17 protein-coding genes and 1 pseudogene are annotated in these 24,844 nt (G+C 40.5%); 12 read left to right on the top strand and 6 right to left on the bottom strand.

The window, feature by feature from the left end:
* Positions 1-127: 127 nt before the first annotated feature.
* The 4 genes from RM544_RS03380 (at position 128) to RM544_RS03365 (ending at position 5,582) form a co-directional block, all read left to right on the top strand.
* On the top strand, positions 128-1,591 hold the full coding sequence (locus RM544_RS03380) for a cryptochrome/photolyase family protein (RefSeq protein ID WP_311360349.1): 1,464 nt from the start codon (positions 128-130) through the stop codon (positions 1,589-1,591).
* The gene (locus RM544_RS03375; RefSeq protein ID WP_311360348.1) at positions 1,591-3,129 is read left to right on the top strand and encodes a cryptochrome/photolyase family protein; all 1,539 of its coding nucleotides are present in this window, start codon (positions 1,591-1,593) and stop codon (positions 3,127-3,129) included. The genes RM544_RS03380 and RM544_RS03375 overlap by 1 nt, the downstream gene beginning before the upstream one ends.
* Positions 3,116-3,250 carry a DUF2256 domain-containing protein gene (locus RM544_RS03370; protein WP_311360347.1) on the top strand — a complete coding sequence of 45 codons (135 nt, stop codon included), beginning with the start codon at positions 3,116-3,118 and terminating at the stop codon, positions 3,248-3,250. The genes RM544_RS03375 and RM544_RS03370 overlap by 14 nt, the downstream gene beginning before the upstream one ends.
* A 202-nt stretch (positions 3,251-3,452) precedes the next feature.
* Complete coding sequence (locus RM544_RS03365; protein WP_311360346.1) at positions 3,453-5,582, top strand: sensor domain-containing protein; 2,130 nt, start codon at positions 3,453-3,455, stop codon at positions 5,580-5,582.
* Between the two features lie 13 nt (positions 5,583-5,595).
* Here the strand turns inward: RM544_RS03365 and RM544_RS03360 are convergent, their stop codons facing one another.
* Positions 5,596-6,342 (bottom strand): DUF3307 domain-containing protein, encoded by a 747-nt coding sequence (locus RM544_RS03360; RefSeq protein ID WP_311360345.1) that lies wholly within the window; start codon positions 6,340-6,342, stop codon positions 5,596-5,598.
* The gene (locus tag RM544_RS03355; protein WP_311360344.1) at positions 6,342-7,001 is read right to left on the bottom strand and encodes a hypothetical protein; all 660 of its coding nucleotides are present in this window, start codon (positions 6,999-7,001) and stop codon (positions 6,342-6,344) included. The genes RM544_RS03360 and RM544_RS03355 overlap by 1 nt, the downstream gene beginning before the upstream one ends.
* A gap of 209 nt (positions 7,002-7,210) precedes the next feature.
* Between RM544_RS03355 and RM544_RS03350 the strand changes: the two genes are divergently transcribed.
* Both RM544_RS03350 and RM544_RS03345 read left to right on the top strand, forming a co-directional pair.
* Complete coding sequence (locus RM544_RS03350) at positions 7,211-8,581, top strand: SLC13 family permease (protein ID WP_311360343.1); 1,371 nt, start codon at positions 7,211-7,213, stop codon at positions 8,579-8,581.
* A gap of 23 nt (positions 8,582-8,604) precedes the next feature.
* Positions 8,605-10,743 carry a prolyl oligopeptidase family serine peptidase gene (locus RM544_RS03345; protein WP_311360342.1) on the top strand — a complete coding sequence of 713 codons (2,139 nt, stop codon included), beginning with the start codon at positions 8,605-8,607 and terminating at the stop codon, positions 10,741-10,743.
* 94 nt (positions 10,744-10,837) lie between these two features.
* Here the strand turns inward: RM544_RS03345 and RM544_RS03340 are convergent, their stop codons facing one another.
* Positions 10,838-11,725, bottom strand: coding sequence for an NAD(P)-dependent oxidoreductase (locus RM544_RS03340; RefSeq protein WP_311360341.1), 888 nt, complete (start codon positions 11,723-11,725; stop codon positions 10,838-10,840).
* Positions 11,726-12,141: 416 nt separating this feature from the next.
* On the opposite strand from RM544_RS03340, the gene RM544_RS03335 reads away from it, so the two are divergent.
* From RM544_RS03335 to RM544_RS03310, 6 genes are all read left to right on the top strand, one after another.
* Positions 12,142-14,229 carry a putative bifunctional diguanylate cyclase/phosphodiesterase gene (locus RM544_RS03335; RefSeq protein WP_311360340.1) on the top strand — a complete coding sequence of 696 codons (2,088 nt, stop codon included), beginning with the start codon at positions 12,142-12,144 and terminating at the stop codon, positions 14,227-14,229.
* 100 nt (positions 14,230-14,329) lie between these two features.
* Complete coding sequence (locus RM544_RS03330) at positions 14,330-15,073, top strand: MauE/DoxX family redox-associated membrane protein (protein WP_311360339.1); 744 nt, start codon at positions 14,330-14,332, stop codon at positions 15,071-15,073.
* A 126-nt stretch (positions 15,074-15,199) separates the two neighbouring features.
* Positions 15,200-15,472 (top strand): hypothetical protein, encoded by a 273-nt coding sequence (locus RM544_RS03325; RefSeq protein ID WP_311360338.1) that lies wholly within the window; start codon positions 15,200-15,202, stop codon positions 15,470-15,472.
* A 123-nt stretch (positions 15,473-15,595) separates the two neighbouring features.
* The gene (locus RM544_RS03320; protein WP_311360337.1) at positions 15,596-17,047 is read left to right on the top strand and encodes a TolC family protein; all 1,452 of its coding nucleotides are present in this window, start codon (positions 15,596-15,598) and stop codon (positions 17,045-17,047) included.
* Positions 17,040-18,578, top strand: coding sequence for an efflux RND transporter periplasmic adaptor subunit (locus RM544_RS03315; protein ID WP_311360336.1), 1,539 nt, complete (start codon positions 17,040-17,042; stop codon positions 18,576-18,578). The genes RM544_RS03320 and RM544_RS03315 overlap by 8 nt, the downstream gene beginning before the upstream one ends.
* On the top strand, positions 18,575-21,691 hold the full coding sequence (locus RM544_RS03310) for an efflux RND transporter permease subunit (RefSeq protein ID WP_311360335.1): 3,117 nt from the start codon (positions 18,575-18,577) through the stop codon (positions 21,689-21,691). Before RM544_RS03315 ends, RM544_RS03310 begins: the two co-directional genes overlap by 4 nt.
* Before the next feature lie 354 nt (positions 21,692-22,045).
* Here the strand turns inward: RM544_RS03310 and RM544_RS03305 are convergent, their stop codons facing one another.
* The 3 genes and pseudogenes from RM544_RS03305 to RM544_RS03295 form a co-directional block, all read right to left on the bottom strand.
* The gene (locus RM544_RS03305; protein ID WP_311360334.1) at positions 22,046-22,714 is read right to left on the bottom strand and encodes a DUF7947 five-stranded beta-barrel domain-containing protein; all 669 of its coding nucleotides are present in this window, start codon (positions 22,712-22,714) and stop codon (positions 22,046-22,048) included.
* Between the two features lie 172 nt (positions 22,715-22,886).
* Positions 22,887-23,285: a hypothetical protein gene (locus tag RM544_RS03300; RefSeq protein ID WP_311360333.1), complete on the bottom strand. Its 399-nt coding sequence runs from the start codon at positions 23,283-23,285 to the stop codon at positions 22,887-22,889.
* A gap of 1,103 nt (positions 23,286-24,388) precedes the next feature.
* Positions 24,389-24,833: pseudogene (locus RM544_RS03295) on the bottom strand (YecA family protein); the annotation flags it as partial.
* Positions 24,834-24,844: the final 11 nt, after the last annotated feature.

Genomic DNA, 24,844 nt, shown 5'->3' with positions numbered 1-24,844 from the left:
AGTCGACCTTTTGTTTTGAGCGAATAAAGTACTTACAGAATATAAGGTTTTTTCGATCTAATTAATTAGCAAGAGAGTAAAAGTTACTTGTAATCTATTATGTTATGTCCAAATAAAAAGGTAAGAAATGACGGCAAATAATTCTCAAAATAACGTGTGCATCATGTGGTTTCGTCAAGATCTCAGGTTATTGGACAATCCAGCCTTTTCCTTTGCCGCAGAACAAGGCAATGTGCTCCCTGTATTTATATTCGATAATACCGCACCAAAAAACGCAAAGCTGGGCGGCGCCAGTCAATGGTGGTTGCACAATTCGCTAAAGTCATTGAATAAAAGTTTAGACAATCACTTGCTTGTGCTGAGTGGTGATCCAAAAAAACTCATTCCTCAACTATGCGAAGAATATAGCGCGAGCTCAGTTGTTTGGAACCGATGCTATGAGGAATGGCAAAGAGAGCGTGACGCTTCAATAAAATCAGAACTCAACAAAAATGATATTCCTGCGCGGAGTTTTAATGGTAGTTTGTTATGGGAACCAATGCAGGTCCTGAAAAAGGATGAAACTCCCTATAAAGTATTTACACCCTATTATCGAAAGGGCTGCTTACAAAAAGACCCACCTCGTTTTCCGGTAAGTAAACCTGAAAATTTAACATTGTGTGAGGCGAAAGGCGCTGGCGAGACGGGCATCGAACAGCTAAAGCTTACGCCGTCAATCCCATGGTACAAAGACATGGAAAAGATGTGGGAGCCAGGAGAGGAGGGCGCAGCAAGTCGCTTAAGTAGGTTTATTGAAGAAGCGGCACAATCATATCAAAATGATAGAAACCTGCCTGCGGTAAAAGGTACTTCCTTGTTATCTCCTCATCTACATTTTGGTGAAATATCACCCAATCAAGCATGGTTTGCGATACTAGGGGCCTTTGATAATGCCTTTGATCATAAAGACTTAGATGTCTATCTATCAGAGCTAGGTTGGCGAGAATTTAGTTATTATTTGTTGTATCACTTCGATAATATTAACGAAGTTAACTTTAATGCAAAATTTAATCACTTCCCGTGGCGTAGCAGTCGCAAGGACCTTGAGGCTTGGCAAAAAGGTCAAACGGGTATCCCTATTGTTGATGCCGGAATGCGTGAGCTATATAAAACTGGCTACATGCATAATAGAGTGCGGATGATCGTCGGCTCCTTTCTAGTCAAGAACTTACTGATCGATTGGCGTGAAGGGGAACGTTGGTTTTGGGACTGTTTACTCGACGCAGATATGGCAAGCAATTCTGCCGGTTGGCAGTGGGTAGCGGGCTCTGGAGCGGATGCGTCGCCTTACTTCCGGGTGTTTAATCCGCTGTTGCAAGGTGAAAAATTTGACAAAGAAGGTGAGTATGTCAAAACGTATTGTCCTGAATTAGCAAAACTACCCAGTAAACTCATTCATCAACCTTGGGCAGCTGAAAAGAATGTCTTAAAAGCCTGCGGTATTGAACTTGGGAAAGATTATCCTAAACCTATTGTTGATCTGAAAGCCTCTCGACAAAGAGCATTAGATGCATTTTCAGAAATGAAAGAAAGAAATGAGCAGGCTGAATAATGGATAAACTCGTACTTATATTGGGTGATCAGCTAAACTTTGACATGTCGAGTCTGCAAGGTTTCGACTCTAAAACCGACAAAGTGTTAATGGCAGAAGTCAAAGCTGAGGCCACTTATGTAAAACATCATAAAAAGAAGCTCGCGTTTGTGTTCAGCGCAATGCGGCACTTTGCCCTAGCTGTTAAAGATAAAGGTTGGCCTATTGATTATTATCGCTACGACGCTAGTGATAATTGCGGCTCACTCGGTGCTCATGTTGAGCATGCAATTAAACAATACCAACCAAACAGTCTTGTCGTTTGCCATCCTGGTGAATATCGTCTATTGGAAGAAATTAGCGGATGGTCTGAGCGTTTTAATATCAATGTACAAATATGTGATGATAATCGTTTTATCGCAGCGCAAAGTTTCTTCTCCCAGTGGGCTGAGGGTAAAAAGCAGTTTCGTATGGAATTCTTTTATAGAGAGCTCAGAAAACAAACCAGTATATTGATGGAAGGGAAACAGCCGATTGGTGGTAAATGGAATTACGATGCTGATAATCGTGATTCGTTTAAAAGTGTACCGACAATACCGGCTCCGTCTAGTTTCTCTATCGATAACATTACTCAAGAAGTCATTGATTTAGTAGATGAAGAGTTTGCTTCTCATTTCGGTACGCTCAAAGGCTTTCATTTTGCTGTAGATAGAGAAGGTGCTCTGCGAGTGCTGCACACTTTTATTGAAGAGCGACTTTGTGATTTCGGGCAATATCAAGACGCTATGCTGGAAGGGGATCCATGGCTGTATCATTCGCACATTGGCTTGTATTTAAACACAGGCCTTTTGATGCCGATGGAAGTCATTCAAGCTGCAGAACAAGCATATTTTGATCAGAAAGCACCGCTTAATTCAGTCGAAGGGTTTATAAGGCAGGTACTTGGGTGGCGTGAATATGTACGCGGTTTCTATTGGCACTTTATGCCTAATTTGAAGACCGATAACTATTTGAATGCAGCGCGCAAGTTACCAAACTTTTACTGGACTGCAAACACTAAAATGAACTGCTTATCGCAATGTGTCTCTGATACTCAGGAACATGCATATGCGCATCACATCCAAAGATTGATGGTATTAGGTAATTTTGCTTTACTTGCTGGTATCCAACCTGACGAACTAAATGAATGGTTCTTATTAGTTTATGCTGACGCTTATGAATGGGTGGAACTGCCAAACGTAAGCGCGATGGTTTTGTTCGCGGACGGTGGAAACTTAGCGAGTAAGCCATATGGGTCGAGCGGTGCCTATATAAACAAAATGTCTAACTACTGTAAAAACTGTCACTACAGCGTAAAAGAAAAAACGGGCGAGAAGGCTTGTCCATTCAACTATATGTATTGGCACTTTTTGCACCGCAATAAAAGTAAATTTGAAAATAATCCTCGCATGGCTATGATTTATCGAACATTCGGAAAAATGGATGACGCAAAAGTCACTCGTATTCTTGAAGATGGTGATATCTTTCTACAGAAACTAGACAATAATGAAGAAGTCTGAACTTCCTAGTAAGATTTGCCCTGTTTGCCATCGTCCATTCACGTGGCGTAAAAAGTGGGAAAGGGACTGGCCATCGGTTAAATATTGTTCTAAACGGTGTTCTAACGAGCGCACAAAGTAGTACTTTAGGTATAAGTGATAACCTATTGTTATCATTGATTTATATTTAAAAAGAGGGCGATTAATAGTCTAAAGCTTGCGCATTTGGTATGTGATGGTATACTCGCGATGTGTGGTGATTCTATTTGATTGGAAGAATCCAACGTAGCCGTGTTCACAGTTAGTGGACTTATCTCACAACCATAATGAAGCGCCTGTCAGTCATGAATGATCAAGACAAACAGATTGAAAGACTACAACGCCGTTTACTCCGCGAAAAAAACGCTAGAGCGGAAGCGGAAGATATTCTATCGGCGAAAAGTCAGGAACTTTACGAGAAAAGTGTGGAAACCGAAGAGTCAAAGCGCTTGCTCGAAATGGCGCTTTGGGCAAGTGGTGAATCGATTTGGAGTTGGCAAAAATCGAATGATTCTTTTCATTTTAGACAGTATGAAAACCACGCTACGCAAGTAGAAGAACGAGTAGTTAGCTACGACGACTTTGCAAAATCAGTACACCCGGACGATTTAGATAATCTGACCCTAAATTGGTCTTTACATAAAATGGGCTTCTCTACTATTGTCGATGGCGCTTACCGCATTAAACAAGGCAAAGACTATGCGTGGTTGCGCTTCAAAGGACGAATTGTGGCCTTTGATGATGATGCGGCGCAATCAATCGTCGGCACACTGAAAGACGTCACAGACCTCGTCGAAGCGGAAGCTTCTTCAAAATTAATGTCCTATGCTTTTTCACGTTCAACAGAACCTATGTTGATCATAAACAAATCACTTCGCTTGCTTGAGGCTAATCAGGCGTTTTGTAAAATCTCCAATTTGTCTGGTAAGACAATAGGTCGCTACAGTCTGTCGAAGTTTATCAAGTTTAGTCGATTGGAGCTTGAGGAATTGAGAAAAGACGAATCACTTAGTATTGAAACAAACTTACACTTAAGTGATCAGAATGTCATCGATGTTGACCTCAAAATAAGTGAATTTAAGTCAAACGAATCCGCTTCTGATTATTATGTTGTCGCACTTAGAGATCTAACAGACAAGAAAAAGTCTGAGCGCAAGCTGTATCAACTTGCACATTTTGACCCGCTTACCAATTTGCTCAATAGAACATCGTTAAAGTTACAGTTTGACAGGCTTGTGAACAGTTGTGAACAGATTAAATTCTCGGTTGTTTTTGTTGAGCTTGAAGGCTTCAATGAAGTTAACGATCGTTGGGGGCATGAGGCATGTGATTTACTTATCACTCATCAAGCAGATGCATTCTCAGCTCTTTTGGGAGAAGGTGCGCACCTTTGCAGATGGGGAAGCGAAGAGTTTGTATATATTCTTCCTCACACACAAGAAAGTCTCTTGCTAGAAAACGGGGATGAAATAATTCGGTGTGTTAATAAAATGGACTTTGAAGTCGAAGGCCAAAAGATACCGATTTCGTGTTCTGTCGGGATCGCTGTTTATCCAGATAATGGAAAGTATTTTGATGAAATAATTCGCGCAGCTGACTCCGCGATGTTCAACGCTAAATCACGTGGCAAAAATGAAGTTCAAATTTTTTATCAAGGTATTACTGACGAAGCAATGAAAAAACTGAATATGCTGAATGAGCTTCGGGAAGCAGTAAAATCTGAGTCTTTGAACTTTGTTCTGCAAGGTAAGTATAATGAGCAAAGACAATTAATCGGTGCTGAATTACTTTGTAGGTGGCATTCGCCAAGTTTTGGTCATGTGTCTCCTGGTGTTTTCATTCCAATGATAGAACAACACGGTTTAGAATCAGCTTTAGGTTTATTAGCAGTCAAGCAAGCTGCCGTTTTTGGAAACGTCTTAGCAAACTATGGTGTTAAAATACCTATTTCAGTAAACATTTCTTCCCCACAAATTTTAGACCCTGAGTTCCTACCTCAAATTATCAGTATATGTTCTGAATACGATGCGGCACATGAACTCATTGAATTAGAAATTACGGAGTCGGTGTTCATGTTAGAGGACGAAAGCCCTACAGCAAGGCTGCTGGAAATTCAAAAAGCCGGTTTTAGGATATCGTTAGATGATTTCGGAACGGGTTATAGTTCCCTTAGTTATCTGCGACAGTTTCAGTTTGACGTCGTGAAAATTGATCGTAGTTTTATATTGGATTTAGAAAACAGTGAACGCGCTTATAATCTTTTTGTTGCGATTATGGATATGTGTAAAGCACTGAGAACGGACACGGTCGTTGAAGGCATCGAGACAGAAAGGCAATTTGAACTCTTGAGCAAGGTTGGCGTGAATAAGTACCAAGGCTTTTTACTCGGTCGCCCCATTATTTTGGACGACTTTGTAAAAGATAACATGCACTAGCTTAACAGGTAGTTTAGCTAAGCACTTTCCACAGCTGTTCTGCTAATTTGCCAATGGCAATTGCGAAAGAGAAACTAAATAGAGTGCCTAGCATTATGTATTCAGTAAGTTTTCTATCCGTTTGACGTCGCATATCACCAAAGCGAAATACGCTTTTTGCTGCTAACAAAAAACCAACTCCAGCAAATTGGCCAATCAGGATAAAGCTAAGTATTAACCCTCGTTCGAAATACCCAATGAGTTCACCAGCAGTCGCCAAGCCATCATTCGCTTTTTCAGATTCATCAAATTGTGCAGTATATTTTTTCAGCGCTAAACTAATGACCAATGATGCCGGTTTACACACAATAACAAATGCACAAACAATCATGAGCACCTTCGTGCTCATAAACCCATCGATGCTTTGTAATATTGAATCAAGAGTAAGCTCGTTGAGCCACAAACTAATGGCGACAATGACAACCAAATGAGCCAATTGATCCGCAAGAAAAAAGCGAAGTTCGAAAGATTGATAGGTCTTCCATATATCAATCAAATAGTGAGATACAATGATAATAAATAATGCTGAGAAAAATGGCAGTCCAAAGCCAATGCCAGCAAAAAATAAAGCAATAAACGTAAGAAGAAAGTGAACAAGGATATGTTTGAATAAACCGAAGGAACGGTGCTTATTCTTTACTTTACACATTATCCAATCGTGCTTTTGTAGGTAAAAATCCGCTACGTAGTGAGCCAATAAAAGTAAAAGAAGTAGCTTCATTACCTTGTCCTTTGATTAATTGTGGAACTCAGGGAATCAGAGATAAGTGCTTCATAAGTTTCTATGTAAGCTCTAATTAAGTCAGCACCACCTCGTTTTAGATGGGTCGCGACATTCTGTCGTGTCATATCTAACAATTCTGCAATGACTTTTTGTTCTGGTCCATTCAGCGAAACATAATAGAATAAAACGCCACTTTGTTTCTCAGTGAGACCGGCGAGTAAATGGTTGAGAAAGCGAGTAGACAGGCTGAGGTCTACTGACGGTAAGCCGTCACACATGTTGAAGACAAACTCTCCACGCTGAGCTTTATCGAGAGCGCGACCCGATAAAATAAATGCTTGTCCAACTGATGTCCCAGGTTTATCCGATAGTTGCTCATACTCGCCCAAAGCCAAAGATTGAGTAAGCTCGATACTTGGACAGTCAATGCCAGAGCGAAAGTAAAAACGCAATGCCATACTGGCTCTCATCGCTTGTTGAACATCCTGAAAATAAATTTGAAAACTGTCCCCGCGATAGATTTCATACGACGCATCCTTTCCATCTATTTCGCGGTCTAAGTATGTTTTTAACGTAGTTATTATCGAGTTATATTCTAAAGTACTTAACTTTGTCGAATGAACGATATCAGTGGTCAATACTGCAACAATGTTCACAATTTTTGCCTGTTATTAAAAAGAACCACATCACTATAAAGCAAACTATATTGTTTGCAAGTGTCACATGCAAACAATTACATAGACCAAAAAACAAATGATTGTCTGAATTCGCAATCTGTCCAATACTACGTATGATTACATTTACTCCTGACAAAAACACGTTGCCAGTAGCTTACACATAAAATAATAATGATGAAGTGTACAACATGACAAAAAACATTTTCATAATAATAGGGCCGATATTAGCTCTAGTGACATACGCACTGTTACGTTTTATCGAGCTGGATTACGAGCCAAGTGTTACCGCAGCTGTAGCAATACTCACCATTACTTGGTGGGTCACCGAAGCAGTCCCAATCCCGGTAGCATCAATCGTTCCCTTTGCATTGCTACCAATGTTTAATGTGCTTAACCATAAAGATGTATCAGCTGCGCTCGGTAGCCACGTTATACTGTTGCTAATGGGCGCATTTATGCTGTCTAAGTCACTGGAAAAGTCGGGCGTACATGAGCGTCTAGCCATCATGATGGTTAAAGTGGTGGGTTTAACAAGTGGAAAGCGATTGGTTTTTGGTTTTATGTTGGCATCAGCACTATTATCAATGTGGATATCAAATACAGCGACTATTCTTATAATGCTGCCCATTGCTTTAGCTGTATTAAAGAAAGTGGAAGATAAACATCTTAAAGTTGCCCTAATCTTGGGGATAGCCTATGCCGCGAGTGTAGGTGGGCTAGGTACATTAATCGGAACCCCGCCAAATGTGATCTTTGCTGGTATTTATGAAACACAAACTGGACAAGAATATAGCTTTGTGGATTGGATGAAGATCGGCATTCCAATCGTTTTAATAGCTGTTCCTATTATGGCCCTGTGGTTAACTCGAAATATTAAAGGCTTACCAGACGTCAAGCTACCCGTTCTTAGTGATTGGAGAGTTGAAGAAAAGCGCACCTTATTGGTATTTGGATTGACTGCGCTCGCGTGGGTAACGAGAAATGCACCGTTTGGTGGCTGGAGTGATATCCTAGGGGTGAGCCAAGCAGGGGACAGTACAGTTGCTTTAGCTGCTGTGGTGATTATGTTCATGGTGCCAAATGGTAAAGGCGGACGATTACTCGACTGGGATACTGCCGTTAGTATTCCTTGGGGAATGTTATTGTTATTTGCGGGCGGTATTGCGCTTGCTAAAGGATTTACAGCTTCTGGTTTAAGTTTAATGCTAGGTGAGGGGATTCAGCAGTTAACAGAAATGCCGTTATTTTTGATGCTAATTGTAATGTGTCTTTGTGTCACCTATCTAACAGAAATTACCAGTAATACAGCAACCGCGACATTACTAATGCCTATACTCTACCTTGTTGCCGTGTCTTACGGAGTCGATCCTGCAGTGCTTATGATACCTGCGGCAATGGCCGCGAGTTCTGCATTTATGTTACCTGTCGCAACTGCGCCAAATGCAATTGCTTACGGAACGGGCGAGATAGAAATTAGGACCATGGTAAGAGAAGGGGCGGCACTCAGTTTTATAATATCTTGTTTGATCGCGAGCGTTTGTTACGCAATACTTAGTTAATACTCTACATAATGGAAAATAAAATGAATAAAAGACTAATTGGATTGAGCGTTGCTGCGCTCTTTGTCACAGCATGTAGTAATGAAAAGGAAGCCGCAGTGGAAGATATCACGCTCGACGTTGAGGTGAGCGAATCAGAGCTTGCGCCGCTTTGGCTAGAAGAGGTTGAAGGTGAAAAAGCCCTTGAAAAAGTGCAATCCTGGAATAAATCGACTCTAGATAAGTTAACTGCAGATCCGCGCTTTTCTCAGTTTCAGAGTGACGCTTTAGATGTCGTTAATGCAACTGACCGTATTCCATATGGCAATTATTATGGAGGATATGTTTATAATTTTTGGCAAAATGCAGAGCAAGTAAGAGGGGTTTTACGTCGTACCAGTCTTGATTCATATTCGTCTGATTCAACCGAATGGGAAACCATGATTGATATGGATAAGCTAGCAGCGGATAACAACAAGAATTGGGTATATAAAGGCACGAACTGTTACGACGAAAACTATGATATGTGCCTTCTTTTGCTATCTGATGGCGGGAAAGACGCCGTCGAGGTGAGAGAATGGAGCCATGCGACTAAATCATTTGTTGAAAATGGTTTCGTCCTACCTGAAGCGAAAAGCAGCGTTGCTTGGAAGGATGAGAATACTCTTCTTGTTGGCACTGATTGGGGAGAACAGAGCTTAACCGAAAGTGGTTATCCCTTTATCACTAAGATCTTAAGTCGTGGACAAGCCTTAAGCGATGCAAAAGAGATTTTTAGAGGTGAAGTAACAGATGTTGCTGCTGGCGTGTATATGGTAGAAATCGCTGAAGATCAAAAAATAATGATGGCATACCGTGCAACCTCTTTTTTTACTAGCGAATACTATTGGTTGAAAGATGATGGAACCAAACCAAAATTGCCGATACCAGAAAAGAGCAGTCCGTTAGGGGTTTTCAAAGGGCAATTGTTAGTTAGTTTGCAAGACAACTGGCAGGCCACTACCGACAAAACCTTTTCTAATGGTAGCGTGGTTTCTTTCGACTTAAAATCATGGATGGAAAGTCAAAAAGTGACTAATGCACAATTGGTATTTGAACCTAATTCGCGTTCAACTACCGCGGGTGTCAATATCACTAAATCCAAAGTGTTAATTACGGTAAGTGAGAATGTTGTAGGACGCGTGATGTCATTTGACTATGATTCAACATGGCGTTCATCCGCTATCGCCTTACCTGAGAATGGCACAGTACGAGTCACGTCTTCCAATTCTGACCATGACCTTGTGTTTGTTAATCAAGAAAGCTTTATATCTCCTGACACTTTATACCGAGTCAATGCCAACACGAGTGAAATAGCGGTAGCGAAGCAGTCGCCGGCACGATTCGATGCTAGTAACTTGGTTGTTGAACAGTTTGAAGCGACCTCAAAAGATGGGGTGAAAATCCCATATTTCGTCGTGCGCAATAAAGATATGGCATATGACGGCTCAAACCCAAGCTTGCTTTATGCCTATGGCGGTTTTAATGTTTCAATGACGCCTAGTTATTCAGGGATTCGAGGGAAGCTTTGGTTAGAAAAGGGCGGCGTCTACATTTTAGCGAATATTCGCGGCGGAGGCGAGTTCGGTCCTAAATGGCACCAAGCAGGATTAAAAACTAATCGGCAGGTGATATTCAATGACATGATAGCGGTAGCGGAATCGGTTATCGCTAAAAAAATAACCTCACCTCGTCGATTAGGTATTATGGGCGGAAGCAATGGCGGTTTACTAATGGGTGTGATGTATAATCAGCGACCTGACCTGTGGAATGCCGTCGTGTGCCAAGTGCCACTTTTAGATATGTTGCGCTATCATTTGTTGCTAGCCGGTGCTTCATGGGTTGGCGAATATGGGAGTCCAGATATTGCTGAAGAGCGCGCATTCTTAGAAACAATCTCTCCACTTCATAATGTAGAAAAAGAGTCAGACTATCCTTCAATCTTTTTCGTAACCTCTACAAAGGATGATCGGGTACACCCTGGCCACGCGAGAAAAATGGCCTATTTACTTGAACAGTATGGTCATGACTTTGAATACTATGAAAATACGGATGGTGGCCATTCAGCATCGGCAAACTTGAAAGAAACGGCAAAACGCCTTGCACTAGAATATACCTATTTAGCCGAGCAACTCATGGATTAACTTACTCAAGTTAATCCAGCTAGAGACTACATTGTTAAATAAAAAGAGAGCGTGTGTATTCAAGCTCTCTTTTTTATTTAGCGCGAAACAGGCCTTATTTATCCAATAGCGATATTAGACTTGAGGTATCCCAACGACCACCACCATTGGCTTGGACTTGACCATAGAATTGATCTACTAGTGCCGTAATCGGCAGGCTAGAGCCATTTCTTTTTGCTTCGTTAAGCACGATATCTAAGTCTTTTCTCATCCAATCCACGGCGAAACCAAAATCAAACTGTCCTTTTACCATGGTTTCAGAACGATTCACCATTTGCCACGAAGCTGCTGCACCTTTCGATATTACATCAACAACAGCCTGGCTATCTAACTCCGCTTTTTGAGCAAAGTGTAGTGCTTCTGATAAACCTTGAACAACGCCCGCGATACAAATTTGATTTACCATCTTAGTTAATTGCCCTTTGCCAATCTCGCCCATTAATTGATGTTTTTGCGAGTAGCAATTTAGTATCTCGTGGACGGAGTTGTAGACATCTGAGTCACCACCTAGCATCACTGTTAGAGCACCATTTTCAGCGCCAGCTTGGCCCCCAGAGACCGGCCCATCAAGCACGTCAACACCATAGTCTTTTGCGACTTTATGAAGTTCGCGCGCAAGTTCAGCAGATGTCGTTGTGTGATCGATTAACGTTGAACCATGTTTCATCGCTGAAAGAACACCGTCTTGTCCATATACCACGGACCGCACATCGTCATCATTACCAACACACAGTAAAACGACGTCTGCATCTATTGCGGCTTCGTGAGGTGTTTTAGCCATGGATGCGGAAACCGCTCCATCAGTCGCGTATTGTTTTAACCATTTTTCAGCAGTGCTAGTTGTTCGATTATAAACTTTTAGCTCGTAACCAGAGCGCAGAAGATGCCCTGCCATCGGGAAGCCCATGGCACCTAAACCGATAAATGCTATTTTTTGAGTCATTATAGAGTTCCTTGTTAAGTTGCGTATTGCTTTCCGTTTGACGATTTTTCATATCAATAAATACATGATAATCCGGAAGTTGTATGCCTCGCATAGTACCACCAGTTATGTTGATTATAAAAGCGAATGGCTTATTTAAACCATTGATGTAATGAGTAATAATATCCTAAGTCCGAGAACGAAATTCATAGCGTGTAATATTTCGCGTGTCACCTGCACAACATTGAAGGCACTTTGTGTGTATGCTTGCTGACTCATACGAAAAGCTACGCTAATAAATTCATACCTAAGGATATTTTTGTACTCACTATTACGACAATTAGGACGAAGTTTCTCGATATAATAGGCGATATATAAAGAAGCGTTCTAAGGCTGATACGCCTAATGTTTTCTCTCCGTATTTATTAAGGGTGCAAGTGTTTTCAGATACTAATGTAAAAGCAATTCTTGCCATGATATTGATGACTTGTCTCGCACTAGCGAGTCACAAGCTCGGCTTGATGAATATTAGTCTCAGTATACTTGATGATGAGAATCCGACATTTGTGACACATATGTTGGAAGGTGGTGTATTAGAAGGTGAGTTAAACCAGAGTAATCAACAAATAGAGTCTAGTTGTAAGAAAGTCGATTCTAATACTTTTAGCATGTGTGGGATCAGTATCGGACTTAATCCTCAAATGGCTGAAAATACTGAGTTCAATATTCAGTCCGGCATAGACTTGAGTATTTATGACAATGTTGAACTCGAAATTGAATATCAATCACCAAATAACGAATCGCGTTTACGATTTTCCTTAAGAAACTACAATACCGAGTACTCCCAGCCAAAAGATTTCGTCTCACTAAAATTCAATTCCGTCATTTTTGATCCCAAGCTCGAACAAACAACCGTAACCGTGCCTTTTGATTCGTTCCGAGTTGAAGATTGGTGGATCAAAGAAAAAAACATCTCCTTTGAGAATGCGCAATTTGATATTGATAATGTCGTCTTCATTGAAATCATGCCGGACGATATGAGTCAAGAAGGTGTGTATTCGTTCGTAGTAAAACAAGTCTTGTTTCATGGTGAATTGATAGATGAGTTAGGTTTGTTTCAAATCATTCTCATTTGTTGGTTAGTCTTCATCATTATTCTCGTGTCGAGACAAACCAAGAAACTTAAACATATTTCAAATACCGATGCGCTGACTCAACTGCTTAACCGTCGAGGAATTACGGCGTGGGCAGAGCGAAATGGTGCAAGTTTTGCGAATCGTCGTAAAGGGTATTTATTTTACTTTGACATTGATGGATTTAAAAAAGTTAATGATACTCATGGTCACTCAATTGGTGATGAATTACTGTGTGAATTAGGTAAGATAGTAACGGCTATCTTGCTTGAGAATGACCCCAAAGAAAGTAACTTTGCGTTCGCCCGACTTGCTGGAGATGAGTTTGTTATACTTTTTAACAGGCTTGAAAAAGAACAGGCAGAACGTATCGCTGACAATATCGTTAACTCGCTTAGTGCGCCAATCCAAATAAATAACCGCTTGATAAGAGTGGGGCTGAGTATGGGCTTAGCCTCATTTGAACCATTGATAGACACTTTTGAAGAGACCTTGTCTCAAGCGGACTCGGCGATGTATTGCGCCAAACAAGATGGAAAAAATCGGTACCGTTTATTCGATGAACATGTCAGAGATGTTATTTATAGACGAAAACAAATAGCTGAAAACATTCGAGTAGCTTCGGAAAATGGGCAATTCTCAATGGCTTACATGCCAATATTCCGCTCTTCAGACCTATATATTCACAAAGTAGAAGTCTTATTGCGGTGTCATTCTGCTGCGCTCGAAGGTATAGGCCCTGATGAGTTTATTCCAATCGCGGAGGAATTTGGTGTTATTCAAAACATTGATTTACTCGTGATAGAGACAACATTTAGGCACATGTATCGACACCAAAAAGTCTTTAATAAATCTGACCTTGTCGTATGTATCAATATCTCTGCGAAAGAATTGAATAATGTAAAGTTTGCATCGGCGCTCAAAGGGCTTATTAAAGACTATCGAATCAATCCACAGAATGTTCAACTTGAGATCACTGAAACGAGCCTTGTAGAAATAGACGAACAGAGCATAACGATTCTTAATGAGATTCGAGAAACAGGTATCAGTCTAGCCCTAGACGATTTCGGTACTGGTTACACCGCATTTTCGCAAATTATTAAATATCCAATAGATTGTTTGAAAATAGATAAGAGCTTTATTGATGATTTACATTCGGAGAATGAAGTAAAGAAAACATTAGTAAAGTCTATTCTGGCGATTGCCAAGTCCTATAAGCTTCAAACCGTTGCGGAAGGGATCGAGAAAGACGAACAATTTAAACTCCTAAAAGAGATGGGCTGTGATTCGATTCAAGGCTACTTGCTATCAAAACCAATTTCTTGGGAACACTTCAAAACCTTGCTTCAAGACCAAGATGGTCAAGGCAATGTCATCAAGATTGCTAATTAGTCTTCTACCGTTTACCCAAAAATACACGCTTTTGAGGCTTGACTATTTACCTAAAAAGATGATTTGCTTGCTCTACTTTCTAGCAAACTAGAGGTAATACATGAAAAAGTCTGCGATTCTTTATCGAATGGAAACCAGTGAGCATATATGTCCGTTTGGCTTAAGAGCAAAAGATTTACTTTTACGTCATGGATACGACCTTGATGATCGTGTGTTAAGCACAAAGGAAGAAAGCGAAAACCTTAAACAAAATTTAGGTGTAAAAACGACACCACAAGTAGTCATAAATGATGAGCGAGTCGGCGGCTTCGAAGAGCTGCAAAAATATTTAGGTAAGAAAATCTATTCGAATAATCTTTTTCGTTACTTTCCAGTTATTGCTTTGTTCTCAATCGCGGCCCTACTAAGTGCTGGTTTGCTTTATCATTTAGAGCAAGAAATAAACATGCGTGAATTTACTACTTTGTTTGTTGGTCTGTCTATGGCGCTGTTGGGCTTACTAAAATTACAAGACCTAGGCAGTTTCGTTAACGGATTTCTTGCTTATGATTTATTGGCTAAGCGTTATGTTCCATACGCTTTTGTCTATCCTTTTGCTGAAGTGCTCGCCGGTATACTAATGGTTAGCGGAATATTCTCTTTTATCTCTATACCTATAATGATATTCATCGGCGGAATTGGGGGAATATCAGTTGTAAAAGCGGTGTACGTCGATAAGCGAGAACTGAAATGTGCTTGCGTCGGTGGCAATAATAATGTGCCTTTAGCCTTTGTTTCATTCTCAGAGAATGCGATCATGTTTGCAATGGGCTGTTTTTTGCTCTTTGTAGATGTTATTCACTAGAAACTGCATTATACTTGGCTTATGAAGACGTTATCACTTTTACAGTCCTGTTTTTTAATATTCTTGCTGCTAAGCGCCCAGCTCAGTAATGCGTTCAGTGCAACGCTAATGCCAATGGATTGTTCTATGGATATGCCTGAACATTCCATGATGATGTCAGGTGAAAGCTCTGAAGATGGTATGTCTGATAGCGGTGAAATGGATTGTTGTGACCTACCCAAAGGCACTTCATGCTGCGATGATGATTGTCATTGTGCGAAACTGCTCACCTCTCAGACTGTTATTGAAAACAGTCTTATTCAGCACCTTTATAAATCCCACGACGGTAAGCACCTAGCTTATCATTTTTATTATACATCTCTGTATCTACATAAAGTAACACCACCTCCAATAGCGTAATCTTCCTCAAATCAACGTAAATCGTTGGTAAATTCAGTTATTCAGTACTGACATTGAACGGCAGTAATTTGCTGTTCTGTTTATTCTATATTTTTTCATTATTTTCATTGTCGGATGGCATGTATGCGTTCTTTTATGTTTCTATTCTCCCTTAGCTCTCCAGTTAAGGAAGAGAAAAGCCTCTATTTTACTGGGCAACTTTATGGAGTCACTTCACTTAGACTTGCCCTAATCTTATGTTTGACGTTGAGTGGTTTTACACAGCCGATAGCGATTGCCAAGCAGACGAATAAACTTCCCGAACTAATAAGTCTTCAAAATGCAATAAAAATGGCGCAAGAGCGAGATGAAACGCTGTTAAAGAGCAGACAAACTGAACAACGTTTTGAGGCACTAAGCCAGGGAGCCAAGGCGCTTCCAGACCCTAGCATTAGTTTTGGAGTCCTTAATTTGCCAAGTGACAGTTTTAATATTAATCAAGAACCCATTACACAGTTGAAAGTAGGGGGCTCACAACAACTACCAAGAGGTAATACACGAGAACTGAACGCAAAAAAATATAAGGCTATTGCTTCAGAGCAACCTTATTTGCGTGAAGACCGTTTACGCGTGGTAGCTTTGCAAACTGCTCATATATGGCTTGATGCCTATTTAGCGACCGCGAGTTACCGTTTAGTTGAAGAAACAAGACCTCTCTTTTCCAAATTAGGTGACATCGTCAGTGCTAGCTATGCTGCGTCAGCAGGGAATGCTAAGCAACAAGATATTATTAGAGCAGAACTTGAACTGATGAGACTACAGGACCGTTTAGTTCAATTAAAAACTCGTGAACGTACTGCTTTAGCAGATTTAATCAAATACCTTATACCGGCTGAAGCTTACTACACTGATACTCCTGACATAACACATTTGATGTTACCGAATGAATTACCAGAGATAGAAAAAAGCGACCTTGAGTTTGTTCGAAGCCTTAAACAGAGCTCTATCGAGTCAATTTATCCTAGGATTTCACATCATCCGTTACTAGCAACGATGGACAAACGTATTTCGAGCGCATCACTTGATATTGAATTAGCTCAACAAGGGTATAAACCACAATACAGTCTCAATGCCAGTTACGCGTACCGCGCAGATGATCCAGCAGGCTTGGGGAGGGCGGATTTATTCTCAGTCGGCCTTAGTGTTAGTGTTCCTCTGTTTTCTAGCGGAAAAATAGACGCCGATGTACAAAATTCGAGGTTGAGAACTGAATCAATTCGGACAGAAAAGCGTTTACTTGCGAAAGAACTCATAGCAAAGCTATATCAGGCTTCTGAAAGTTATTATGGGGCTTATGAGCGAGCGGAAATTTACAAGAAACAAATTTTACCTCAAATGGCACAGCAAGCAGATGCGGCAATTAATGCATATACAAATGATACTGGCGACTTTGCAGAGGTGGTCAGAGCAAAAATAGCCGAACTCGATGCGAAGATTACCTTACTCAATATAGAAGTGAATAAACGCAGAGCGTTAGCAAAAATGAATTATTTTCTGCCAAAAAAAGGTAGTCGAATGGAGAGCACTAATGAATAAAAACAATCTAAACATACTGATGATCGGCATTCTACTGGGTGGGCTTCTTGGCGCGACTATTATTTATTTTCTATTAACTTCAATGGCATCTCACGAAGTTGATACCGCAGGTTCACAAACAAATGAAATACTTTATTGGGTTGCACCAATGGATCCAAACTTCCAACGTGATGAGCCAGGAAAGTCACCAATGGGGATGGATTTAGTGCCTGTATATGCCAATGAGCAAACGTCACCCGGGCTCATAAAAGTATCACCTGTCACAGTGCAAAACTTAGGTGTTAAAACGGCAACTGTCGTAAAAAAGGTTCCCTCAGATACGCTGAGGCTGTTTGGCGAAGTTGATTATGCTAACGATAATATAGTCCACATACATCCTCGTGTAGCAGGTTGGGTTGAAAAACTCACTGTTCGCTCAAAAGGAGACTATATTGAGAAAGGTGAAGCATTATATTCGTTGTATTCACCTAGCTTAGTAAATGCTCAAGAAGAGTATTTACTTGGGCTAAAACAAGGCAATAAGGCTTTAACGCAAGCCGCCAGATCAAGATTAATCTCATTGAATGCACCTGAATCTTTAATTGAAAAAATAAATAAAGATAGAAAAATCAAACGAGCGATTACCTATTTTGCCCCACAAAGCGGGTATTTGAGTGAACTTAATATCCAAGAAGGGTTTTACGTTACACCTAGCACAACCATGCTAGCGATAGCTAATATGGATTCTATTTGGGTACTCGTTGATATATTCGCTAATGATATCAACAAAGTAACACTTGGCAGTGAAGTCCGTATCGAAAGCCCATTCGCAAACGGTTTACATTTCACATCCAATATTGAGTATATTTATCCAAGTATTTCAACAGACACTCGAACACAAAAAGCACGTATCAAACTCGACAATCCGGAACATATCCTAAAACCCGGAATGTACTTGGATGTTGTGGTCAATACAAATCACACTAATGAAAACATATTGACGATACCAAAGCCTGCTGTGATACGCACAGGTCTGAATGACCGTGTTGTGCTTTCGTTGGGCGAGGGACGTTTTAAATCAGTCGAAATAAAACTTGGGAGAGTTTATGACAATGATTACGAGGTGCTCGCAGGATTAGATGAAGGAGATCTTATCGTTACTTCTGCACAGTTCTTATTGGATTCAGAAAGCAGCATTAGTTCCGACCTAAAGCGTATGGAAAAGACCTCTAGCGAAGCTCAAGTTTCTTCGCCAGATGATATGAATGTGAGTTCCTGGACCCAAGCAACAGTCAATGAGATTCTAGTATCTGAGCGCATTGTAAACCTATCTCATGGTCCACTGCTTGAATTTGAGATGATGGGAATGACCATGAACTTTACTGTTGCTGACGATATCGATATTAGTCAATTTCAAGTAGACCAGGAAGTGCATGTGGAGATTGTGAAATCCTCAACGGGAATGTATCAAGTCAAAACGGTGCATTTTATGGACGAACAGCACAACATGCCAGCAATGGACGAGACCAATGATGAAGGGAAAATACAATGATTTCTCTCATTATCCATTGGTCGATTCGCAACCGTTTCTTCGTGCTATTGGCCACACTCATTGTAATCGGCGTGGGTGTATTTGCGCTTAAGAACACGCCAGTCGATGCAATTCCCGATCTTTCTGACGTACAAGTAATAGTAAAAACATCTTATCCTGGCCAAGCTCCGCAAGTGGTAGAAGACCAAGTAACTTATCCTCTCACTAGCGCGATGTTGTCTGTTCCAGGCGCAAAAACGGTCAGAGGGTTTTCATTTTTTGGCGATTCCTACATTTATATTATTTTTGATGATGATACAGACCTATATTGGGCACGAAGTAGGGTACTTGAATACCTCTCTCAGGTTTCACCCAGCTTACCTCCTTCGGCAAAGCCACAACTTGGTCCTGATGCCACGGGTGTTGGCTGGATCTTTATGTATGCACTTAGCGATTCAAGTGGCAAACATGACATTAGTGAATTAAGAAGTATACAAGACTGGTTTTTAAAATATGAGTTACAAACGGTTCAAGGTGTATCTGAAGTCGCGAGTGTTGGCGGGATGGTTAAACAATACCAGGTGATCGTCGATCCACTAAAGCTTCAGGCTCTCAATATCCCTCTGTCTCATGTACAAATGGCTATTCAACGAGGAAACCAAGAAACAGGAGCTTCTGTGCTGGAAATGGCTGAAGCTGAATATATGATCCGCACTACGGGTTATATTGAAAATAAAAGCGACATTGAGAACATTCCGATAGGTCTTAAATCACCGTTGGACGGCACTCCGCTTCTCATTAAAAATATTGCAGAGATTAGATTAGGACCACAAATGCGTCGTGGTCTAGCTGATCTAAATGGTGAAGGTGAAACTGTAGGCGGCATTGTTGTGATGCGATTCGGCGAAAATGCACAAACCACCATTCAAAGAGTAAGAGCAAAGCTTGATTCACTAAAAAACAGTTTACCAGACGGTGTCGAGATCACGACAGTCTACGATCGCTCCAGTCTAATCGACCGTTCCATCGACAATCTGACTAGCAAACTTGCAGCCGAAATGGCTGTTGTTGTTCTTATTTGTATGCTGTTTCTTTTTCATTTTCGCTCGTCATTGGTGGCGATGATTAGTTTACCTATCGGTATTTTGCTGGCATTTATTGTCATGTATATACAGGGAATAAATGCAAACATTATGTCTTTGGGGGGAATTGCGATCGCTATTGGGGCAATGATAGATGGTGCAATTGTGATGGTTGAAAACATGCATAAACAGATAGAGAAAACGCCAATAAACCAGCAGAATCGATGGGACATAGTTGCAAAATCGGCAACAGAAGTTGGACCAGCTTTATTCTTCAGCCTAGCGATTATAACCGTGAGTTTTGTACCTGTTTTTACATTGGAGGCTCAAGAAGGCAAGATGTTTTCTCCATTGGCCTACACTAAAACATATGCCATGGCTGCTGCCGCAATTTTGGCAATTACATTAGTGCCTGTGTTGATGGGCTACTTTGTTAGAGGAAATATAAAACCGGAAGCAAAGAACCCAATTAACGGCAGTTTACTTCAAATCTATCGCCCTTTGCTTAGGTGCACGCTAAGGTTTCCAAAAACAACGATTGCTCTTTCTCTTCTCGCATTGAGTAGTGTCCTATGGCCGCTAAGTAAAATAGGAAGTGAATTTATGCCAACGCTCGATGAGGGAGACCTAATGTATATGCCTAGCACTTACGCTGGCGTTTCAATCGGTGAAGCGAGAGATATTCTTCAACAAACTAACAAGTTAATAAAAACAATTCCTGAAGTAGATACTGTTTTTGGTAAAGTGGGTAGGGCAGATACCGCGACCGATCCAGCACCACTTACAATGATAGAAAGCTTTATTCAGTTGAAGCCAAAGTCTCAATGGCGCGATGGCATACAAACAGAAAGCCTGATTCAGGAATTAGATGAAGTCGTTACGTTCCCGGGTTTAACTAATGCTTGGGTAATGCCTATCAAAACCCGTATCGACATGCTTGCTACGGGGATAAAAACACCGATTGGTATAAAGATTGGTGGTCCTGATTTATCGCTTATTCAGGACATAGGCAAACAGATAGAGGAGTCACTTGCAGACCTTGATGGCACCGCTTCTGTTTATGCAGAACGTGTGGTTGGAGGCCGGTACATAAACGTCGACCTAAAGCGTCGAAAGGCTGCTCGTTTTGGCTTAAATATCGCTGATATTCAGTCCTTTATTTCGAGTGCTGTCGGCGGCCAAGAGTTGACTAAAAGCGTTGAAGGTTTAGAGCGTTATCCAGTCCAAATTCGTTTTCCAGAATCTTACCGTAACTCGCCAGATGCACTTAAAAGACTACCAATTTTGAGTCCATCTGGAGCTTATATTACCTTGGGCGAAGTGGCTGACATAACGATAGAAGATGGCCCTCCAAGTATCAAAAGTGAGAATGCTAGGCCAAATGGATGGGTTTACATTGATATTAAGGACGTGAATATTAGTGACTATGTTACCAGAGCGAAACAACGTGTCAGTGAGATAGTGGATTTGCCGAGTGGCTACTCTCTGACTTGGAGTGGACAGTTTGAGTACATGCAACGCGCTGAAGAAAAGCTGAAGTTTGTGATACCACTGACCATCTTAATCATCATTATTCTTTTGTATGCAAACTTTCGTAGTTTTCCTCAGGTTGCGATGATCATTGGCACTTTACCTTTTGCTCTTATTGGCGGGTTTTGGCTTCTGTATTTTGCAGGTTTTAGTTTTTCGGTAGCTGTTGCAGTAGGTTTTATTGCATTAGCAGGTGTTGCAGTTGAGATAGGTATCATCATGCTGACATACCTCGATAATAGATTCGCTGACATAGCTGATGATGTTGATCTGAGAGAACTCAAACAAGCAATTATCGACGGTTCAGAAGCGCGAATCCGCCCGGTAATGATGACGTCATTATCTATCATACTTGGATTGTTACCAGTGATGTATGGAAGCGGAACAGGTTCAGAACTGATGAGCCGAATTGCTGCGCCACTAGTGGGCGGAATGATAAGCGCATTATTCTTGTCTCTCATAGTTTTACCTGCAATATATTTTCTTTGGCAGAAAGCACGCCACGGTAAAAGCCTTAATTAAGGAATAATTGAAATCGTGCGCTACGTGAATGAAATTAAGTTTTGGCTATGGTTAGCCGTTTCGTTCACGTAGACGCACCATAACAGGCATGCGTTTAAGCTATTGATAAACTTACACATAATATTCACATATTTATACAATAGCGTATAATGTATATTATGTTAAATTAAATATTGTGAACATTGTTATCCACAGCGTGTGAGTTGTTATTTCCATTCCAGAACTGGAATGCCCTTCTAGTGAAGCTGGAATTTATTTTAAGGCGAGGTCTTAATTCCGACTTATTTAAATCGGATACACTGATGTGGGAATTCGGTTTCAACCGATAATCATAGTTAAGATGGTTCTTTTATATTATATGCGATGTACTTTTTGAACTAGATAGCGCCTAGTTACTCCTCTTGCAGAAACGATCTTTTTGACTTCAAGTCTTATTTTTCCTTCACCATCGGTTTGAGCGTTATGAAGCGACCAAGTTATCCTTCTTCTTTGCGATGAACCTGCATCATCAGGAATTTTAAATGATATTGTTTTCTCTTCGTCGTCGTCATAAAAACGTCCAATACCTGAAATTATGTTGTATCTTGTTACATTCCCAACAACCTGAACGACTTCGTTTTCTGTTCGAATCGAGACTGATTGCAAAGTGTCGTTATCGAGTTTAATTATTTGATAAGGATCTCTCGGTCTAGTAATAATAATAGACATATCTCGATGTTGCCTTATCGGGCGATGTGCTTGTTCCAACGGTATTTCTAACGCCTCCTCCATTTCACCTATAAAAGGTTCTTTTCTATCTATTAATCTTTTTACTGTTGGCGTTGTTGGCTCATAGTCCTGATTAAAGGTTTTAGACCATGTCAATTTCAACAAATCGTAAAATGCAGCGCCGACAACGCTTGCTCCAATTCCAACTAAGGCATTATTTTCTATTATTATTGTGAGCAGTTCCTCAAAGCTTCCTTTTCGAGATGGATTTATAAAAAGCTTAGCTCCGTTAATTTTGTTTCCTTGCTTTCGCACTTCACCATCGTTGAGTAACGCGTGTACCGTAATAGTGGCTGAACTACCGTTTAAGTCACTGAATTATGATATTTCCTTATAAGGCATTGATATTAAAAGGACTTATAGGAAAATATTCGTTAGTCATTGTTTAACTTTGCTTTATATTAAGTGACCAGATAATTGGTATTGCTTAGCTGTTAGGCTGAGCGTCATAACGCTCAATAAACATTTGGATTTCTGAATCTAGTTTGTCAAAAAAACCAATAAGTATGCCTATAAATCGGTCTATAAAATCGTCATGTATAATTAGTGCACCATCAGCAGAAATTGAAATGAATATTTCATTATTGATGAACCTATAAATATCTGATGAAGGTTCGGTATGAAGAATACCTCCCGTATGGACGATAGCATTACGAATTTTATTTAGCATGGCGATATAATACTTTTCATCTGAAGCCTTCTGCAAATCGAGTTGAGCCACTTTTTTCATATACATGAGAGCTCTAGTGACGCCTTTTCCATTTACATCACGCAGCTTAATCAAACTATCTATACTTACAGCTAGTTTGTTGCACAGTTCATTCAATTGATTTTCCAGAAAACTGAAAAGCGTTATCAATATCGATTGTCTGTGAATTGCAGGATATTTTTGTTGGTTCAGATATAAGGACTCGGTGTAACTGCCTAGGATCTCATCATGTCTTTCTTTTGGAAAGTCATTGAGGTGGCTTTCTAGGTGGGGTTCTAGGGATTTTCCCCTCTAAAGTAACATAAACCGCCATACTCGCTATATTTAAAGACATACAAAGGTGGGTTACTTCCCTAAAGAATGGCAAATCATGGGTTTAATACGCTCTTAAACTTAAATTATCCCCTATGGCAATAAAAACGAACTGTCAATTCTCACCAAAGCTGAGCCAAAGGTTCTCTATTATTCGCCGAAATTATCACTTAAACAACTTGAAGAGGCCGGTTACTAAGAAAAGAGACAATAACTTGATAAGTATTACCTTTGGCATTTAAGAATATTAACTTAAATGGCACTTGCACAACTTCACCAGCAACAAAAAGTTACTACATTTATATAAGTTAACTCACTTATTGTAAAAAGTTGAAAAGTAATACACCTCGAAAAGGCAATGCTAGTAGGGGCTATAGGGAATTATGTTACTTTAGAGGGGAAAATCCCTAGAACCCCTAAGTAGAAAGTTACCCATCCAAGAATGTCTTAGAAGCCCTGCTATTTCCTTGTAAATACAGGGCTTTTTATTTTTCCCGTCCATTATTTCAGCAACTATGTAGTAAACACGGGAAAACTCACAGCAGAACAGGTTATTGCTTACAGCAAAGCCGACCCAAAAAAATATTCAGAAGGTGAAGGCCTATACTTTTGCGTCCGCAAACAGGGCTAGCCTTATTGGATGATCCACGAAATGGTTAGTAATCTTTAGCGGCTTCGATCGCTTTAAATATAGCCAGCTTAACCGACTCTGGATAATCGTCGTCATAAAGTATTGATATTCGCTCACGGTGACCTTGCTATGTATTTATTGTGAATTGAAAAGTTTGCTTTACTAAAGGCAGTACCTGTACCGCTCTACCAACAGGTTCCGTGTTGAAATTACGTCTTGGATCAATGGTCACAAACCCCAAAACTGCAAAAATCGCTCAATAAACCGTGATTCAATGAGCAACGGCAAACTCAGGCAATAATTCACTGGCCTGTTTGACTAATTTAGCCGGTAAGTTACCTTTACTGGTAGCTTTGAAGGAGCCTTCTTGGGCCATGGCCTCATCAATAATGAGGGCTAAATAGCGCATCACTGGGCTGACAGAGAGAGTCGGGAGTGCTAATTGTCACCCACTGTAATTGTTCAAAAGGCGCATAAAGCCAATTGGCCATTTGCGTTGGCGTCACACCACTAAAATCGGGATGAGGTTGATTATTGCGATCCTGAACTTTGTGTTGTAAAGCAGCGTTGAGTTCATCAAGGCTCAAATTTGGGTTCATTGCCAGCATAGCTTCTACATCATCGGAAACTTGGGCATGTTGGTTAGAAACGCTGCTCATACAACAACGTTTAAATTTTTTACCACTGCCACAATGGCAAGGATCGTTTCGACCGAGCTTCATTACTCTCCCTT

Origin of the sequence: Brumicola blandensis (genome assembly GCF_031846165.1) — a bacterium.
GTDB classification, from domain to species: domain Bacteria; phylum Pseudomonadota; class Gammaproteobacteria; order Enterobacterales; family Alteromonadaceae; genus Glaciecola; species Glaciecola blandensis.
The sequence above is the reverse complement of the archived record's forward strand: the minus strand, read 5'-3'. Positions and strand labels throughout refer to the sequence as shown.